The following is a 16,970-nucleotide window of genomic DNA, read 5'->3' as shown; positions in this document are numbered from 1 at the left end:
TTATACAAGATGGCAAGTATCAAACCAGCTGAAGTATCAGCAATTTTAAAGCAACAATTAACAAATTTCGAAGCAAAAGCTACTTTAAACGAAGTAGGTACTGTTTTACAAGTAGGAGATGGAATTGCTCGTGTTTACGGTCTTTCTAATGTTCAATACGGTGAACTAGTAGAATTCGAAAATGGGTTAGAAGGTATTGTATTAAACTTAGAAGAAGATAATGCAGGTGTTGTATTATTAGGTGCTTCTACTTCAATTAAAGAAGGTTCTGTTGTAAAACGTACAGAACGTATTGCTTCTTTAAGAGCAGGTGAAGGTATTGTAGGTAGAGTTGTAGATACTTTAGGAAGTCCTATTGATGGTAAAGGTCCTATTGAAGGAACAACTTACGAAATGCCATTAGAGCGTAGAGCTCCTGGTGTAATTTATCGTGAGCCTGTAACAGAACCATTACAAACTGGTATTAAGTCTATTGATGCAATGATTCCTGTTGGTAGAGGTCAACGTGAGTTAATCATTGGAGACAGACAAACTGGTAAATCTACAGTTGCTTTAGATACTATTTTAAATCAAAAAGAATTTTACGATGCTGGTGAACCAGTATATTGTATATATGTAGCTATCGGTCAGAAAGCTTCTACAGTTGCAGCAATTGCAAATATGTTAGAAGAAAAAGGCGCAATGGCTTATACTACAATCGTAGCAGCAAATGCATCAGATCCTGCAGCAATGCAAGTATATGCACCATTTGCTGGAGCTGCAATTGGAGAATTTTTTAGAGATACTGGTAGACCAGCTTTAATTGTTTTTGATGATTTATCTAAACAAGCAGTTGCATACCGTGAGATTTCTTTATTATTAAGAAGACCTCCAGGACGTGAGGCATATCCAGGTGATGTATTTTACTTACACTCAAGATTATTAGAAAGAGCTGCAAAATTAATCAATGATGATAAAATTGCTAGTGAAATGAACGATTTACCAGATTCTTTAAAAGGAATTGTAAAAGGTGGAGGTTCTTTAACTGCATTGCCAATTATTGAAACTCAAGCAGGAGATGTTTCTGCATATATTCCAACAAATGTAATTTCGATTACAGATGGACAAATCTTCTTGGATGGAGATTTATTTAACTCTGGTGTTCGTCCAGCAATTAACGTAGGTATTTCTGTATCTCGTGTTGGTGGTAACGCACAGATTAAAGCAATGAAAAAAGTATCTGGTACTTTAAAATTAGATCAAGCTCAATATCGTGAATTAGAAGCGTTTGCAAAGTTTGGTTCAGATTTAGATGCTGCTACAATGAGCGTAATTTCTAAAGGACAACGTAATGTTGAAATTTTAAAGCAAGCTCAAAATGATCCTTTTTCAGTAGAAGATCAGGTTGCAATTATATATGCAGGTTCTAAAAACTTGTTAAAAGATGTACCTGTTAATCAAGTTAAAAAATTCGAAAAAGATTATATCGATTATTTAAACGCAAAACATAGAGATACTTTAGATACATTGAAGTCTGGTAAATTAACACCAGAAGCAATTTCTGTTCTAGAAGCAGCAGCTAAAGAAATTTCTACTCATTTCGCATAAAACATAGTTGTCATTCCCGCGGAAGCGGGAATTTCAAAATTCCAATAGAATGGCAAACTTAAAAGAAATACGTAATAGAATTACCTCTATTAAATCAACAATGCAGATTACATCTGCCATGAAAATGGTATCTGCTGCAAAGTTGAAAAAAGCACAAGATGCAATTACGGCAATGAGACCGTATTCTTCTAAACTAACTGAATTGTTGCAAAATTTAAGTGCAACTTTAGATAGTGATGCTGGTGGAGCATATTCTACACAAAGAGAAGTTTCTAAAGTTTTATTAGTAGCAATTACTTCAAATAGAGGTTTATGTGGTGGGTTTAATTCATCTATTACTAAAAAAGTTATTAAAATAATTGAAGAAAAGTACACTAATACTTCTGTAGATATTTTTGCTATTGGTAAAAAAGGAGGAGATGTTTTAGCGAAACAATTTAGCGTTGTTGAAAGAAGAAATGATATTTTTGATGATTTAACTTTTGATAATGTTGCAGCAATTGCAGAAGAGTTAATGGAATTGTATGTTGATAGTTCTTATGATAAAATAGAAATTGTTTACAATCAATTTAAAAACGCAGCAACACAACTTCCACAAGTAGAACAGTTTTTACCAATTAAACCTATTGAAGGTGGTGATGCAGAAGCAGTAAATTCTGATTATGTTTTTGAACCTACTAAAGAAGAAATTGTAGAAGCTTTAATACCAAAATCTTTAAAGACACAATTATACAAATCTATTAGAGATAGTTTTGCTTCGGAACATGGAGCACGTATGACTGCAATGCACAAAGCAACAGACAACGCAACTGAATTAAGAGATGAGTTATTATTAACTTATAACAAAGCAAGGCAAGCAGCAATTACTAATGAAATTTTAGAAATTGTTGGTGGAGCGGAAGCATTGAAAAACTAGACATCTTAATTTTTCTTCTGATTTTTTAGAAGTTTAATTTTTATAATACAGAGCTTATCATTTATTTGATAAGCTCTTTTTTTATATCTTGGCATAGCGTTTGAATCTTATTAAAGAAATAGTAATACAATGAAAACAATGAAAATTTTATCGGTAATCGCAATCTTATTTGGTTTTACGCAATGTGGAACTTCAAAATTAGTAAAAACTCCACCTTTTAAAATAGCTTCTGCAACCTATAATAATTGGGTTGGTGGTTTGCCTGGTGTAAGCGGAACAAGAGTAGAAATTCGTTTATCAGAAAAAGAAAACATTGATTTTGAATCTTTGTTTTTTAAAAATAAATCAACAAAAATAGAAGTGAGAGAAGAAAACGGAAAGACTTTCTTAACGGCTCATTTTAATACTTCAAAATCACGTGGTGGTAGAGATCTTATTTTAGATTCAGACTCTAGAAAGGAAATAAAAAATGAAGTTCCTAAAAATGATGATTTTCCTTTTGAATTAAAAGAAAATGAAGCTGTACTAAGTTACAAAGTAGCAGGTAAAATAAAATTTTATAAAATTGAAAATATTGAAGCAACAAAATCTGATTTTTATCCTAAAGCTAAAAAAATAAATTAAATAACTGATAATCAGTAAATAAACCACTCAGTCTTGAGTGGTTTTATTTTTGGCACGCATTTTGAAATTACATAAGCATAACCATTAAATTACAAGCTTATGAAATCTTTAAAACTACTTTTAACAATTATACTAACAGGAACCTTATTAAGTTCTTGTACAACAGTATTTCAAGATTCATTTGAAGACGATTTTCAAAATGAAATTTCTTTAGAGCAAGTTGTAACAGATTATGATTTATGGTATGTAGATTATCATAGAACTTCTGGTAACGGAGATGTTCCTTATGTTTCTAAAGCATTTACATTATCGTTTTTTAATGGAACGTTATATGCAAATAATAACATTGCAGATATTGGTATTACAGGAAACGGTCTAGGAATAGATGTTGGTACCTACAATACTTACAGTGGTATATTAAAAACAAACCATGATTTAGATGGCGCAAATGACTTTGAAGTTACTATAGTTTCTAACAATGAAATTAGATTATATAATTACAGAGAAAATGTGAACTATTATTTAATAGGATATCAAACAAACACATTCGATTACGATAAGCTGTTTTATGAAAACATAGAATATTTTTTACAAGAATATGTTGCTTGGGAAAAAACAACTACAACTGGTGGTGTACCAAATGCTTTTGATGATGAAAACTACTTAGCATTTACACCAGAAAATATAACAACTTTTTATAGTTCACAAGATAACTTTGGCACAAATATTGATTCTATTAATTGGAGTTACGTAGGCGGATATGAAGTGTATGATGTAACAGGTTATGAAGACCTAAAAATATTAACACTTAATTATGATGGTGGAGATGTTGAAGAGTTTGAGTTAAGCGTTATAAATGATGGAAAGATTCGTTTGTATAATGTAAATTCAGAAACTACATACGATTTTTTAGGAAGAGGTTTTGTACAATATTTAAAAGGCGAAACTGTAAAAAAAGAAGCTAAAAGTATTGTAAGGAATACAAGTAGAAAACGTACTAAAGTAGTAAGAAAGACAAAGATTAGAAGAAATTTAAAATAAAGTTTGGTTAGTTGATTTTTGGTTGACTATTTTATAGTCAATTGAATGGAAAACCGCTCTGAAGAGAGCGGTTTTTTTTATGCTCTTTTTTCAATAAAAATAAAATACTTTAAAAACAATAAAGAACAATATGTTTTTCATAATTTTAAAAGAAATTAAACTTTAAAAAATATAATGAAAACTACTGCATTTATAACAGGCGCAACTTCCGGAATTGGAAAAGCAACAGCAGAAATTTTTGCCAAAAATAATATTCGTTTAATTCTTTGCGGAAGAAGGGTAGAACGTTTACAAGACCTTCAAAAAGAATTAAGTAAACTTACAGAAGTTACCACTTTACAATTCAATGTTTCCAAAAGAAATGAAGTTGATGCTGCAGTAAAAAGTCTACCAAAAGAATTTAAACATATAGATATCTTAATTAACAATGCAGGTAATGCACATGGTTTATCAACCATACAAGATGGAAATATTGATGATTGGGATGCAATGCTAGATATAAATGTAAAAGGTTTGTTATACGTCTCTAAGGCAATTATACCTCAAATGGTAAATAGAAACAATGGTTTTATTGTAAATATTGGCTCCATTGCCGCTAAAGAAGTATATACTAATGGAAATGTATATTGTGCTTCTAAACATGCTGTAGATGCTTTAAATAAGGGTATGAGAATCGATTTAAACAAACATAACATCCGTGTTTCGGCAATTCATCCTGGCGCTGTAGAAACCGAGTTTTCTGAAGTAAGATTTAAAGGAGATACAGAAAAAGCAAAAAAAGTTTATGCAGGCTATAAAGCATTACAGGCAGAAGATATTGCAGATATTATTCATTTTGTGGTAACAAGACCTTATCACGTAAATATAGAAGATTTAGTAGTATATCCAACAGCGCAAGCAAGTGCAACAATTATGAATAAAAATTAATTAAAATGGATATTAAAGAATTATACAAAGATTGGATAGAATTAGCAGAAAAATATTGCCAAGATTTGTCGGTTCTAAATACCATTTCAATAAAAATAAAAAAGAAGTATTCAGAAAGAAATAGGCATTATCATAATTTACAACATATTGATACTATGTTGAAACTTGCGAAAGAAAATGCATCCGAAATAAAAGATTTAGACGAAGTCTTATTTGCTATTTGGTTTCATGATATCATTTACAAGTCTAGATCCAAAAAGAATGAAGAAAAAAGTGCTAAATACTTGAAGAAACTTTTGAGAAAATCTAAATTCAAAGGTTTAAATAATGATAAAATAGACCAATTAATCATGGCTACAAAAAAACATCAAATTATAGTTGATACTGATTTAGATAATGCTTTTTTATTAGATTTCGATTTATCAATTTTAGGAAAAAATTGGGATGTTTATCAAGAATATACGCAACAAATTAGAAAAGAATATAGAATGTTTCCCAACTTTTTATATATCCCAGCAAGAAAAAAAGTTTTACAAGGTTTTTTAAATAGAGAGAAACTATTTTTTACTGAAAAGTATCAAGAATTATTTGAAGAACAAGCTAGAAGAAACCTTCAAAAAGAATTAGACTTATTTAGCTAGATGATTAACAAAAGACTTTTAATCAAAAATTTACTATCTCATAATGATGAGAATAGTTTTTATGATAAAAAGCAAAAATTGTCCTTAACTTCAAAAGACGGAAAAGCGAAGTTTTTAAAACATATTTGTGCACTTTCCAATTCTAATCCAGAAAACAATTCTTATATAATTATTGGTGTTGAAGACGAAGAAAACAAGATTTTTGGAGTCGATTTTTTTGATGATAGTAAAATACAAAACTTGGTAAATGCGTATTTAAAAAACCCACCAAAAATAGAATATGAAAATGTTCCGTTTCCTAGTTTACCGCGTAATAAAGTAATTGGTTTGGTTACTATTCACTCGAATAAAAAAATTACATCACTATTAAAAAATGCATGGAAATATAAAAAAGATATCATTTTTTATAGAAGAGGCAGTAATTCTATGCCTTTTTTAGGTAAAAATTTCGAATTAAATAATACCAACAAAGAAATTGTTACTGCAATTGAAAAAAATGCTAGCAATAATATAGAGTTGACTTTAAACGGCGTTTTCGATTTTATTAAGAACCACAAACCAGATCATAAACCACAATACAAAGTTTTTAACGAACAGTTTGTTTTGTGTTGGGCAGGAGAACAAAAAATTATTAATAATGAAATTTACTTTTCTAGAGTAGATATTGAATTAATAAATGAGCAAGTGCAACTTTTTTTTTCTGCTTTAGATGATGTACAAATTAGATATAATAAAAACTCATTTCTAATTACAGAGTTCATTTATTTAGGATTAGAAAAACAAGAAAAGCTGTATCCTTTAGAGAAAACAATTATCAATTTTAAAGAAAATGGAAAACATGATATTGTAGCAAAGTTTCTATTTAAACCGCCAGTTTTTAATGATGAAATAATGGTACATATTTATAATAACTGTAATTTAATTATCAAGAAAATTGAATTGCATAAACTACTTTCTAAAACGGAACAAGAAGATGTTTTACGTTTACCTACGAATTATCTAATTTGTTATTTACATGGTTTTTTAGATGCTGAAGAACAACTTAAAAAAGCAAAAAATTATATTAAAAATTTAGAAAGAAAATTCACCTATGTAAAATATAAAAAGACATTACGTATAATTAGAAAAGTAAAGTATGGTTAGAATGGTTCGTTTAACGGTTTGTGTATGATTAGTTGCGTGTTTCAAGCAACTAATTTAGCAAATATAAACCGAATAGAAAATCCGCGAGGATTTTCGTAAGTAGGCTAGAACTAGCAATTGATTATACGCGTTGTTGTGTGCAGTGATTTATTTATTTTACTGTTTTTCTACAAAAGATTCCCAAAATTGAACTAAACGAAATGTTTTTTCGATATCCTTAATGTTGTATTCAGAATTTATATAATTATTCACTTCGATATTTTGAAATCCATTTCCTTGACATAAAATGTCTTTAATCTTTTCATATATTTTTTCATCTCCTTCACTAAATCCAGGTAAACAAATCGAAATTTTATAACTATCAGATTTAGTTTTTAAATTAAAGATTACTAAAATAGAACGTAATTCACGAGGTTTAGTAATTATGTTTACTCCAAGAAGATTATCAGGAAACTGATATGTTATCCAAAAAGGATTTTTAATAATTTCCTTTTCAGGATGTTTTATTTGTTCTCTAATTATTTCTGTATTCTTATTAAAAATATAAAGATATCCAAGTTTTTCGAAAGCCATTAAATAAGCAATTTTTAATAGAGAAATTGAGGCTAATCTTTCGTTTGTTTTATTTGGTTTATCAAATGTGAAATTTAGTTTTTTACTCCATCCACTTTTAGATATATCATTGCTAAATAAAGGTGAATTATATTCTTGAACTTCACTGTCAAAAAATTTCTTATGAATTTTAGGATTGTTGTTTTTAGTATCTATATTAATCAAGAACTTTCCATCTTCCTCAATTTTGATTTTTGCATTTACACCTTTTCCATCAGTTGATTCATTATAGAATTGTGTTTTAATTTCAGAGTTTGGTTTGAAGTGTAATGCATCAATTTCTAATAATGCTGTTAAAATCTCATTATCTATTTTATGTCCAGCGTCTGAATTACATTTTTTACAGGTCAAAATGCTACTTTTTCCTCCTAAAGATTGTGGTGGATTATGTTCAAGAGTCAGAGGATTTATTTTGTCTTCTAAATCCTCTTTTACAAAGAAGTCTAAACAAATTGGGCAAAAACAGCCAAAACCTTTGTCAAAATTATCTTTTAAACTTGAATTATCTTTTATGAATTTAAAATTCTCCGAGTAAATTTTGAATAGAATTTCTTTTCTTTTTTTGTTATTCATTTGAATTCAGTTCAGTTTCCCCTCATTGCACACAACTCTAATGATATGGGACGTTTTAATGTTTTATATCAGAAGTTAAACGAAGTTAGCGGTTTTTTTTTAGAAAGTCAAGTTTTAGTATTATGCTAAAAAAATAAAAGCCCAACTTAAAAGTTGAGCTTTTTAAAAATAAAAATATGTATTACTTACTATAAATCGAACTTAATCCCTTGCGCTAATGGCAATTCATCAGAATAATTTACAGTGTTGGTTTGTCTTCTCATGTACACTTTCCAAGCATCAGATCCAGACTCACGTCCACCACCTGTTTCTTTTTCACCACCAAAAGCACCACCAATTTCTGCACCAGAAGTACCAATATTTACATTTGCAATACCACAATCTGAACCAGCGTAAGACAAAAATTTCTCTGCTTCCTTCATTTCATTGGTCATAATTGCAGAAGATAATCCTTGAGCAACACCGTTTTGTTTTGCAATTGCATTTTCTACTTCTCCAGAATATTTCATTAAATATAAAATAGGAGCAAAAGTTTCATGCTGTACAATTTCAAAATGATTTTCTGCTTCAATAATAGCTGGTTTAACGTAGCACCCACTTTCGTAACCTTCACCTTCTAAAACTCCACCTTCAACTAATACGTTTCCACCTTCAGCCTTCGCTTTTTCAATTGCAGCTAAATATGTATTCACTGCATCATGATCGATTAACGGACCAACATGTTTAGTTTCATCTAAAGGATTACCAATTTTAATTTGGCCATAAGCTCCAACAATAGCATCACGTACTTTATCATAAACCGATTCGTGAATAATTAATCTTCTAGTAGAAGTACATCGTTGTCCACAAGTACCAACAGCTCCAAAAACAGCTCCAGGAACCACTACTTTTAAATCTGCAGTTGGTGTAATAATAATTGCATTATTTCCACCTAATTCTAATAAAGATTTTCCAAAACGTTGTGCAACAGTTGCACCAACAATTCTTCCCATTCTTGTAGAACCTGTAGCAGAAACTAGTGGAATTCTAGTATCTGTAGTCATCATTTCACCAACTTTATAATCTCCGTTTATAATACAAGAAATTCCTTCTGGTAAATTATTTTCTTTTAATATTTCTGCAATAATATTCTGACAAGCAACTGTACATAAAGGTGCTTTTTCAGAACCTTTCCAAACACAAACATCACCACAAATCCAAGCTAAAGCTGTGTTCCAAGCCCAAACTGCTACTGGAAAGTTAAATGCAGAGATAATACCTACAACACCAATTGGGTGCCATTGTTCTCTCATAACATGTCCTGGTCTTTCAGACGGAATTGTTTGTCCGTTTAATTGTCTAGATAAACCAACTGCAAAATCACAGATGTCTATCATTTCTTGAACTTCACCTAAACCTTCTTGGTAAGATTTTCCCATTTCGTAAGAAACTAATTTACCAAGTGCTTCTTTCTTTTCTCTTAACTTATTACCAAACTGGCGTACAATTTCTCCTCTTTGAGGAGCAGGCATATCTCTAAAAGATAAAAATGCTTTAGTTGCAGCATCCATTACTTTATCGTAATCTGCTCTTGTAGTAGTTTTTACTTTACCAATTAATTTACCATCAACTGGTGAATATGATTCAATAATTTCTCCGTTAGAAAAATTGTTAGAACCTGTAGAAGTTCCGTTATTTATGTCTTTTACGCCTAATTCGGCTAAAGCTTCTTTGATACCAAAATCTGCCATTTTGTTGTTACGTTTTAGTTGTTTAAATTTGAAGAACGAATTTACGAATAATTTTACACATTTATAAATTAAACACAAATAACTATTTTTGTTTAATACTAAACAATTTTTATGAAAAAAGCCTTTTTTATTACAGTGTTATTATTACTTTCTTTTGGATGTAAAACAGAAAAACCATCAACAGAAAAAGAAATACCTAAAAAAGTAAATGATTTTGCCATTATAATTCACGGCGGTGCTGGTACTATTTTAAAGAAAAACTTGTCTGATGAAAAAGAATTAGCATATAAATTAAAATTAGAAGAAGCTATTAAAGTTGGTCATGCAATTTTAAAAAATGGAGGAACAAGCCAAGAAGCAGTAATGAAAACGATACAAGTAATGGAAGAGTCTCCATTATTTAATGCAGGAAAAGGAGCTGTTTTTACACATGAAGAAACGAACGAATTAGATGCTTCTTTTATGGACGGAAAAACATTAAATGCTGGTGCAGTTGCTGGAGTTACAAATGTAAAAAGTCCGATTGAATTGGCAGTAAAAATTATGACAGATTCAGATCATGTAATGTTGTCTGGAAAGGGTGCGTCATTATTTGCTCAAGAAAAAGGATTAGAAATTGTAGATCCAGGTTATTTTTACACAGAAAGACGTTTTAAATCTTTACAAAGAATAAAAAATAGAAATAAAACTGAACTAGATCATGATGATAAAAAAGCTGCTTTTTATGATGCAGATATTAAAAACGCAAAATTTGGAACTGTAGGTTGTGTAGCTTTAGATAAAGCTGGAAATATTGCTGCTGGAACTTCTACTGGTGGAATGACAAATAAACGTTGGGGTAGAATAGGTGATTCACCTATTATTGGTTCTGGTACCTATGCAAATAATTTTACTTGTGGTGTTTCTTCTACGGGTTGGGGTGAGTATTTTATAAGAAGTCAAGTAGCTTATGATATTTCTGCACAAATGGAATATCAAAATAAATCTTTAAAAGAGGCTACCACAGATGTAATTCAGAATAAATTAACAAAACTTGGTGGAACTGGCGGTGTTGTAGCTTTAGACAAAAATGGAAACATGTCTTTTGAATTTAATACAGCCGGAATGTACAGAGCCTCTATGAATGATAAGGGTGAACTAATTGTAAAAATTTATAAAGAATAAGCTAACCATTCTTTTGGAATTGTCTGTAATTCTATATGTTTTACTTCAGATTTTACTTTCATACTAAAACCTAAACGAGATATTTTTGGTACAGATAAGTTGATGTTGTTTCTCTTATTAATAATCTCAAGAACTTCATCCATTGATCTTTTGGTACATAATACCAAACTATTCATCATGGCGTTAGATTCTTTTGCTAAATCGAAAAAATCTACAAAGAATTTAGGTTTATTATCTTGATAAATAACCCACTGTGTTTCTTTCTTTTTAGGGATTTCCAAAATTTCTTTTGTACCGCTAAATGTTCTATATGTTGTTGCTAAAAACTTCATTTTTTTATTTTTTTTCATTTTTTCTGAATCTAAATTAAATATGTATTATAAAACTTGAATCAAAAACAAGACCAAATTACTATTTATAAGTAATTCTCTTTTGTTGTTTTCGTTAAACTGTTAAATAACCTCGTTAAAAGGTGTATCTCACTCCTGTATAAACACCAACATTAAACGGAGAAAACCCATTAGAATTATTTTTAAACGTATTTAATTGTGCTTTAAACATTGGGTTTAGGTTTATAGACCAATTTTTATCAAAGAAATAATTAATATCAAAACCTAAATTTCCACTGAAATTAATGTTATTTAAATTGTCTGCCTTACCTTTTTTAGAAAACGAATTTGTATTTAATTGAATACTATTCGTATTTAAAAATAATGAACTAAAACCTGCCACTAATTGGGTTTCTAGTTTTTTGTTTCTAGAAAAATTATATTTTATTTCTACAGGGATTTCTATATACCCGTAATTTTGAGTTAAACTACCGCTAGAGCTAACAACGCTTGCTAAAGAACTTGTTGCAAAATCGAAATTTTCTGCAGTATTTCCTTTAAAAGAAAACGATTCTCCATTATTAAATGCAACAGAAGCTGCGCTGCTTGAGTTTGTAACTACCACAGCAACTTTACTATTTGCATAACTCATTTCTTGAAAGTGAATTCCAGATTGTACCGTCCACCTACTATTAATTTTGTAGGCAACTTGTAGACCATAAGAAAATGTATTTTTCCCTTCGGTTGAATTTGCTAAATTTTTATCAATTGGTGATGTGTTTGTAAATGAATTAGAATTTAAAACAGCAAAAAGCGGTGCAACGGTCCATTGTTTTTTGATTGTTTTTTTAATTTTTAAAGAATCTTTTTGATTAATGAATTCATTTAAATCCGTTTTCTTTGCAATTGTATTTTCTTTTAAAACTTCAGAATTTGTTTGAACCTTTTTTTGATTATTTTCTAACTTTTTATCTAAACTTTCATCAATAATTACAGGTTCTTTTTTCGAAGAATTTAAAATTTCATTTGAGGAATTGTCAGCTAAAAAAATCTTTTTCATAGCGTTTTTTGTGCTAACTAATTCCTTCTTTTCTTCAGTATTCTTTATATCGTTTTTTGTAATAATTATTTTTTCTTTTGACTTGCTTTTCCTGTTATTTATCCCTTCTTTTTTAAATTTTATACCCGTTTCTTCTTCAGCAACCAATATGTTTTTCTGTTCGTTTTTATTTAAAATAACTGAATCTAGATTTTTTGTAAGGCTATTATCAATATCTTTTTTCTTATCAGGTGTATTTGTAATTATAATATTGGTTTTATTTTCAATAGAATTTTTATTTTTTGAAAAAGGGAATAAAAATAAACCAAGAATTAGCAACGCAGCAATTCCGCCAGAAAACCACCAAAAAGGTAAGATTCTACGTTTCTTTTTTGTGAGTTTAGATTCAATATTATTCCACACTTTTTTATTTGGAGTTGCCTCTAAGTTTTTAAGTTGTTCTTGGAATAATCTATCTATATTTTTGTTTTCCATCAGTTATGCTTTTTGTTGATGAATTTCTAATTGTATTTTTAATTTTTTACGAGCTCTAGATAAATTAGATTTAGAGGTTCCTTCAGAAATATTTAAAAGACTTGCAATTTCTTTATGAGAGTACTTGTCTAAAACATATAGGTTAAAAACCAATCGATATCTATCTGGTAATTTTTGAATAAAGTCTAGTAAAACATCAACATTAAAAACAGTGTTTTCTACATCAAATTCTGCAACCTCATCAACATCAGAAATTTCTTTTACAATTTGTAAAGGAGATTTTTGCCTGTATTTTTGCAATGCAGTGTTTATGGTAATTCGTTTTAACCAACCTTCAAAAGAACCTTTGTTTTTATATTGCTTTATCTTATCAAAAATGATTAAAAAACTGTCTTGTAATGTGTCTTCTGCATCTTCTCGATTTCGAGAATATTTTAAACAAAGTGCAAAAAGCTTACCAGAAAAAAGCTGATAAACCTGTGCTTGCGCTGCCAATTTTTGTTGGCAACATTGTTGTATGAGTTCTTCTAAATTGATTTTTTTTTAATTTACAGGAATTACAACTTCTTCAAAAATACTTTCTCCATCTGCATCTCTTCCTTTATAAAATTTAAAAATATAATCTTCTCTTTGAGTTGCCGTAACTTCAAATTTATACTCTTCTTGTCTTATGTCTTGTGTGCAATTTTCATTTAAATCTAGAAGAGCAATAACAGCAACGATTCTTGTACTGTCTTCATACTCGTAATACATTCTATCAAAAGAATAGCAACCATTGGTTAAAGAATATTTAACGGTAATGGTATCTTTTTCTCCGAAAGTAAAACTAGTAGGTGTTATTGCTTCATCTATAGATAGATATTCAAATGTATGATTAGAGGTGTTATTATCATTATTTAAACAAGAAGATAATATAAAGAGTGAAAGTAATAAAAGTGAAATTTTTTTCATGATTTTGGTTTATGATGTTAATATTCTAAAACAGGATATCCATTATTACAGATTACAGAAGTTGGTTGCGGAATTAAACTACAATCTGACACAATTCCCCATTTTACATTAAATTCTTTTTCTGCTTCTGTGTAAGTTTTTATTTTATCTAAAAAAGAAACGACATCTATATTCTTTGAGTAAGCTATATATCCTTGAAAACCTCCACAAGCTTTTGCGCCGTAGCCAACAAAGGACCAATCTTTAGAGTCTGTACATGAAACACTAACAGACAAGTTGAAGAATTCATTATACAAATCCATTAATTCTCTGTGCTCTATTTCTTGTTGTGTTAATTCTCTTTTAACCACTAATGTGGTTTTTGTAAGTGAAATAATACGCCAACCAAAACTATAATTGTTTAAATTAATATTGATTAAACCCTCTTTTAACTCATAACTTCCATTTATATTATAGAAACTTAACGGTGGTGTTCCACAAAAACCGGAAGACTTTTCTAGATAATCTCCATTTGTTTTAAAGGAGACTCCGTATTTATTTTCAGGTAAAGAGTTTACACGAGAAAAGGTTGTTTCTTCATCATCATAAGTTAAATGCGTCCAATTACCGATTAGAAGATTGTTTGTGTCTTCTATATTTTGGTTGTTTTCGTCACACGATAAAAGTGTTGCAAAAATTAATAGAGTGATAATTTTTTTCATGATTAAAAGCTTCTTAATTTCCATATAAAATAATTTCATTGGTTTTTTCTTTGTCAAAATCTGGACACGTATTTTCTCCTGAAATGCCACCAAACGTACAAACTACTTCGCCAGCACAATTGTAAACCAATGTTTGTCCGTCTGCAATTTGGCTACAAATATTTACTTCAAAAACTATTTCTGAATTATATGTGTATTGTTTAATAGAACTTTTACCAGCACAATCTATTCTGTCTATGTTATTTTTAGCTTCTTTTAAAAAAACTAATTCTTCTAACGGATTTTCAACTCCGCAAATCATAGAAATATTCTTACTATCATTACAAGAAAAAACAGCAATAGTTAAGACTAAAAAAATAGTATTTAATTTCATAAAACTTGTTCTTTTCTTACACAAGATGCAAAAATTGTAAAAAGGTTGCGTTAATTAATTCTATTTTTGCAAAAATATATGGAAAACAAAATTTTCAACATACAAAACGAGCAAGAATTCACAAAAGTAGCTTTAGAAGTTTTTAAACATCAATTTAAAAATAATAAAGTCTATAGGTCTTTTTGCGATTTGTTATATATACATCCTTCTGATGTTTCTAAAGTTGAAGAAATTCCGTTTTTACCTATTCAATTTTTTAAAAGTAAAAAAATAGTTTCCTCTTTAGATGAAGTTGAAGAAATTTTTACAAGTTCTGGAACAACAGGTAATACTACAAGTAAGCATTTTGTAACAGATATTGAAGTTTATAAAGAAAGTTATTTAAAAGGCTTTGCTCATTTTTATGGAGATATAGAAGAATATGTTGTTTTGGCATTGTTACCAAATTATTTAGAACGAAAAGGTTCTTCTTTGGTTTTTATGGTAAATGATTTAATTAGAAAATCTAAAAACATAGAAAGTGGATTTTATCTTGATAATTTAGAAGAATTAGCAAAAAAATTGATAGAATTAGATAAAAACGGACAAAAAACGCTATTAATTGGTGTTTCTTTCGCTTTGTTAGATTTGACTGAAATGCAAGAATTCAGGTTAAATAACACTATTGTTATGGAAACTGGCGGTATGAAAGGTAGAAGAAAAGAATTGGTTAGAGAAGAATTGCATCAAGTTTTACAAAACGGATTTGGAGTATCAAAAATTCATTCAGAATACGGAATGACAGAATTATTAAGTCAAGGTTATTCTAAAGGAAATGGAGTTTTTGAAACACCACCTTGGATGAGAATTATTACAAGAGATACCGATGATGCATTGACAATAAATAGGGTAGGAAAAAACGGTGGAATTAATGTAATTGATTTAGCAAATTATAATTCTTGTTCATTTATTGCTACACAAGATTTAGGAAAAGCATATGATAACGGAAGTTTTGAAGTCATTGGTCGTTTTGATAATTCTGATATTAGAGGTTGTAATTTAATGGTTTTGTAAGAACTATAAATTTTTATCGACTATAGAAAAAATTACAAACCAGATGAAGCGTTTTTCCTTAATTTTATTACTCTTAGTTTCTACTACTTTTTTTGCACAAGAATACAATTTAGAAAATGGTTATATAGCTAATGGTTTTGATGTTGTTTCCTATTTTACAAACAAAAAACCTTTAAAAGGCAATAAAAAGTTTCAAACTACTTTTAACGAAGTAAAACTGAAGTTTTCATCAGACAAAAACTTACAACTTTTTATAGAGAATCCTAAAAAATATATGCCACAATGTGGTGGTTTTTGTGCCTATGCTATTGCAACAAGAAATGAAAGAAAAGAGATAGACGCAGAATCTTATGAAATTAGAGACGGAAAACTGTACCTGTTTTATAACAAATGGTTTTCTAATAAATTAGAAAGTTGGTTAGAAGAAAATCCTTCTAAATTGCAGAAAGAAGCTGCTGAAAATTGGAAAACTCTAAAAAATAATAAAGATTAAAAATGAAAAAAATAGTTATTTTATTATTACTTGTTTCAACAAGTGTATTCGCACAAAAAACAAATTTTAATCTAAAAAAAGGGTACGTTGCAGAAGGTTATGATGTTGTTGCTTATTTTTTTAACAAAGCAATAGAAGGTAATAAAAAGTTTACTACTGAATTTGAAGGTGTAAAATTTAAGTTTTCAACAAAAGAAAATTTAGAGATTTTTAAAAAATCGTCTAAAAAGTATGTTCCAGAATATGGAGGATATTGTGCTTATGCAATTGGCGCAAAAGCAAAAAAAGTGTCTATAAATCCAAAAACCTTTGAAATTAGAGATGGTAAATTGTACCTATTTTATAATTCTTGGGGAACAAATACATTAGAACTTTGGACAAACGAAGGAGCAGAGAAATTGAAAGAAGCTGCAGATACAAACTGGTTAAAAATTATAAAAGAATAATAAATTCTACCTGTTGTGCATTATAAAAAAGCTGTTCATTGATTAAGAGAATCGTATATTTAATTGAATTTCAAACATTTAAATAGATGAACAGCTTTAGAGCAAATTACGAGAAAATTTTAGAGGTATTAA

At 29.1% G+C, this 16,970-nt stretch carries 19 protein-coding genes; 11 read left to right on the top strand and 8 right to left on the bottom strand.

Annotation, left to right across the window (positions count from 1 at the left end):
* Window positions 1-9: 9 nt before the first annotated feature.
* From atpA to V3V28_RS01520, 7 genes are all read left to right on the top strand, one after another.
* Entirely contained in the window at window positions 10-1,587 is a 1,578-nt protein-coding gene (atpA, locus tag V3V28_RS01550) for a F0F1 ATP synthase subunit alpha (protein WP_331363258.1), read from the top strand.
* Window positions 1,588-1,636: 49 nt separating this feature from the next.
* On the top strand, window positions 1,637-2,503 hold the full coding sequence (atpG, locus tag V3V28_RS01545; protein ID WP_331363257.1) for an ATP synthase F1 subunit gamma: 867 nt from the start codon (window positions 1,637-1,639) through the stop codon (window positions 2,501-2,503).
* 138 nt (window positions 2,504-2,641) lie between these two features.
* The gene (locus V3V28_RS01540) at window positions 2,642-3,127 is read left to right on the top strand and encodes a hypothetical protein (RefSeq protein WP_331363256.1); all 486 of its coding nucleotides are present in this window, start codon (window positions 2,642-2,644) and stop codon (window positions 3,125-3,127) included.
* A gap of 99 nt (window positions 3,128-3,226) precedes the next feature.
* Window positions 3,227-4,168, top strand: coding sequence for a hypothetical protein (locus tag V3V28_RS01535; RefSeq protein WP_331363255.1), 942 nt, complete (start codon window positions 3,227-3,229; stop codon window positions 4,166-4,168).
* A gap of 174 nt (window positions 4,169-4,342) precedes the next feature.
* A complete protein-coding gene (locus tag V3V28_RS01530) occupies window positions 4,343-5,095 on the top strand; it encodes an SDR family NAD(P)-dependent oxidoreductase (RefSeq protein WP_331363254.1) in 753 nt (250 codons plus the stop codon).
* A 5-nt stretch (window positions 5,096-5,100) separates the two neighbouring features.
* Window positions 5,101-5,736 (top strand): HD domain-containing protein, encoded by a 636-nt coding sequence (locus V3V28_RS01525; RefSeq protein ID WP_331363253.1) that lies wholly within the window; start codon window positions 5,101-5,103, stop codon window positions 5,734-5,736.
* Window positions 5,737-6,879, top strand: coding sequence for an ATP-binding protein (locus V3V28_RS01520; protein ID WP_331363252.1), 1,143 nt, complete (start codon window positions 5,737-5,739; stop codon window positions 6,877-6,879).
* A gap of 156 nt (window positions 6,880-7,035) precedes the next feature.
* Here the strand turns inward: V3V28_RS01520 and V3V28_RS01515 are convergent, their stop codons facing one another.
* Both V3V28_RS01515 and amaB read right to left on the bottom strand, forming a co-directional pair.
* Window positions 7,036-8,064, bottom strand: a complete 1,029-nt coding sequence (locus V3V28_RS01515) for an HNH endonuclease (protein WP_331363251.1) — start codon at window positions 8,062-8,064, stop codon at window positions 7,036-7,038.
* A 188-nt stretch (window positions 8,065-8,252) separates the two neighbouring features.
* The gene (gene amaB, locus V3V28_RS01510) at window positions 8,253-9,794 is read right to left on the bottom strand and encodes an L-piperidine-6-carboxylate dehydrogenase (protein WP_331363250.1); all 1,542 of its coding nucleotides are present in this window, start codon (window positions 9,792-9,794) and stop codon (window positions 8,253-8,255) included.
* Between the two features lie 111 nt (window positions 9,795-9,905).
* On the opposite strand from amaB, the gene V3V28_RS01505 reads away from it, so the two are divergent.
* Window positions 9,906-10,958 carry an isoaspartyl peptidase/L-asparaginase family protein gene (locus V3V28_RS01505; RefSeq protein ID WP_331363249.1) on the top strand — a complete coding sequence of 351 codons (1,053 nt, stop codon included), beginning with the start codon at window positions 9,906-9,908 and terminating at the stop codon, window positions 10,956-10,958.
* Here V3V28_RS01505 and V3V28_RS01500 read toward each other — a convergent pair.
* The 6 genes from V3V28_RS01500 to V3V28_RS01475 all read right to left on the bottom strand — a co-directional run bounded on the left by V3V28_RS01500 (window position 10,946) and on the right by V3V28_RS01475 (window position 14,846).
* Complete coding sequence (locus V3V28_RS01500) at window positions 10,946-11,308, bottom strand: hypothetical protein (protein WP_331363248.1); 363 nt, start codon at window positions 11,306-11,308, stop codon at window positions 10,946-10,948. The two genes, V3V28_RS01505 and V3V28_RS01500, sit on opposite strands and share 13 nt — an antisense overlap.
* A gap of 115 nt (window positions 11,309-11,423) precedes the next feature.
* Window positions 11,424-12,821 (bottom strand): outer membrane beta-barrel protein, encoded by a 1,398-nt coding sequence (locus V3V28_RS01495; RefSeq protein ID WP_331363247.1) that lies wholly within the window; start codon window positions 12,819-12,821, stop codon window positions 11,424-11,426.
* 3 nt (window positions 12,822-12,824) lie between these two features.
* Window positions 12,825-13,358: an RNA polymerase sigma factor gene (locus tag V3V28_RS01490; protein ID WP_331363324.1), complete on the bottom strand. Its 534-nt coding sequence runs from the start codon at window positions 13,356-13,358 to the stop codon at window positions 12,825-12,827.
* Between the two features lie 6 nt (window positions 13,359-13,364).
* Entirely contained in the window at window positions 13,365-13,772 is a 408-nt protein-coding gene (locus V3V28_RS01485) for a hypothetical protein (RefSeq protein WP_331363246.1), read from the bottom strand.
* A 17-nt stretch (window positions 13,773-13,789) separates the two neighbouring features.
* The gene (locus tag V3V28_RS01480) at window positions 13,790-14,473 is read right to left on the bottom strand and encodes a hypothetical protein (protein WP_331363245.1); all 684 of its coding nucleotides are present in this window, start codon (window positions 14,471-14,473) and stop codon (window positions 13,790-13,792) included.
* A gap of 13 nt (window positions 14,474-14,486) precedes the next feature.
* Window positions 14,487-14,846: a DUF6970 domain-containing protein gene (locus V3V28_RS01475; protein WP_331363244.1), complete on the bottom strand. Its 360-nt coding sequence runs from the start codon at window positions 14,844-14,846 to the stop codon at window positions 14,487-14,489.
* A gap of 78 nt (window positions 14,847-14,924) precedes the next feature.
* Between V3V28_RS01475 and V3V28_RS01470 the strand changes: the two genes are divergently transcribed.
* The 3 genes from V3V28_RS01470 to V3V28_RS01460 are packed head-to-tail and all read left to right on the top strand — an operon-like array spanning window position 14,925 to window position 16,838.
* Window positions 14,925-15,899 carry a LuxE/PaaK family acyltransferase gene (locus V3V28_RS01470; RefSeq protein ID WP_331363243.1) on the top strand — a complete coding sequence of 325 codons (975 nt, stop codon included), beginning with the start codon at window positions 14,925-14,927 and terminating at the stop codon, window positions 15,897-15,899.
* 43 nt (window positions 15,900-15,942) lie between these two features.
* Window positions 15,943-16,392, top strand: coding sequence for a YHS domain-containing (seleno)protein (locus V3V28_RS01465; RefSeq protein ID WP_331363242.1), 450 nt, complete (start codon window positions 15,943-15,945; stop codon window positions 16,390-16,392).
* A 2-nt stretch (window positions 16,393-16,394) separates the two neighbouring features.
* Window positions 16,395-16,838: a YHS domain-containing (seleno)protein gene (locus V3V28_RS01460; RefSeq protein ID WP_331363241.1), complete on the top strand. Its 444-nt coding sequence runs from the start codon at window positions 16,395-16,397 to the stop codon at window positions 16,836-16,838.
* Window positions 16,839-16,970: the final 132 nt, after the last annotated feature.

It is taken from the genome of Polaribacter sp. (genome assembly GCF_036480315.1).
Classification (GTDB): domain Bacteria; phylum Bacteroidota; class Bacteroidia; order Flavobacteriales; family Flavobacteriaceae; genus Polaribacter.
Note: the sequence above shows the minus strand (reverse complement) of the source record. Positions and strands in the feature narration are given on the sequence as shown.

What these genes read in the sequence shown, in the direction of transcription:
- atpA (WP_331363258.1), top strand. Translation starts at nt 10, where the DNA reads ATGGCAAGTATCAAACCAGCTGAAGTATCAGCAATTTTAAAGCAACAA.
- atpG (WP_331363257.1), top strand. Translation starts at nt 1,637, where the DNA reads ATGGCAAACTTAAAAGAAATACGTAATAGAATTACCTCTATTAAATCA.
- V3V28_RS01540 (WP_331363256.1), top strand. Translation starts at nt 2,642, where the DNA reads ATGAAAATTTTATCGGTAATCGCAATCTTATTTGGTTTTACGCAATGT.
- V3V28_RS01535 (WP_331363255.1), top strand. Translation starts at nt 3,227, where the DNA reads ATGAAATCTTTAAAACTACTTTTAACAATTATACTAACAGGAACCTTA.
- V3V28_RS01530 (WP_331363254.1), top strand. Translation starts at nt 4,343, where the DNA reads ATGAAAACTACTGCATTTATAACAGGCGCAACTTCCGGAATTGGAAAA.
- V3V28_RS01525 (WP_331363253.1), top strand. Translation starts at nt 5,101, where the DNA reads ATGGATATTAAAGAATTATACAAAGATTGGATAGAATTAGCAGAAAAA.
- V3V28_RS01520 (WP_331363252.1), top strand. Translation starts at nt 5,737, where the DNA reads ATGATTAACAAAAGACTTTTAATCAAAAATTTACTATCTCATAATGAT.
- V3V28_RS01515 (WP_331363251.1), bottom strand. Translation starts at nt 8,064, where the DNA reads ATGAATAACAAAAAAAGAAAAGAAATTCTATTCAAAATTTACTCGGAG.
- amaB (WP_331363250.1), bottom strand. Translation starts at nt 9,794, where the DNA reads ATGGCAGATTTTGGTATCAAAGAAGCTTTAGCCGAATTAGGCGTAAAA.
- V3V28_RS01505 (WP_331363249.1), top strand. Translation starts at nt 9,906, where the DNA reads ATGAAAAAAGCCTTTTTTATTACAGTGTTATTATTACTTTCTTTTGGA.
- V3V28_RS01500 (WP_331363248.1), bottom strand. Translation starts at nt 11,308, where the DNA reads ATGAAAAAAAATAAAAAAATGAAGTTTTTAGCAACAACATATAGAACA.
- V3V28_RS01495 (WP_331363247.1), bottom strand. Translation starts at nt 12,821, where the DNA reads ATGGAAAACAAAAATATAGATAGATTATTCCAAGAACAACTTAAAAAC.
- V3V28_RS01485 (WP_331363246.1), bottom strand. Translation starts at nt 13,772, where the DNA reads ATGAAAAAAATTTCACTTTTATTACTTTCACTCTTTATATTATCTTCT.
- V3V28_RS01480 (WP_331363245.1), bottom strand. Translation starts at nt 14,473, where the DNA reads ATGAAAAAAATTATCACTCTATTAATTTTTGCAACACTTTTATCGTGT.
- V3V28_RS01475 (WP_331363244.1), bottom strand. Translation starts at nt 14,846, where the DNA reads ATGAAATTAAATACTATTTTTTTAGTCTTAACTATTGCTGTTTTTTCT.
- V3V28_RS01470 (WP_331363243.1), top strand. Translation starts at nt 14,925, where the DNA reads ATGGAAAACAAAATTTTCAACATACAAAACGAGCAAGAATTCACAAAA.
- V3V28_RS01465 (WP_331363242.1), top strand. Translation starts at nt 15,943, where the DNA reads ATGAAGCGTTTTTCCTTAATTTTATTACTCTTAGTTTCTACTACTTTT.
- V3V28_RS01460 (WP_331363241.1), top strand. Translation starts at nt 16,395, where the DNA reads ATGAAAAAAATAGTTATTTTATTATTACTTGTTTCAACAAGTGTATTC.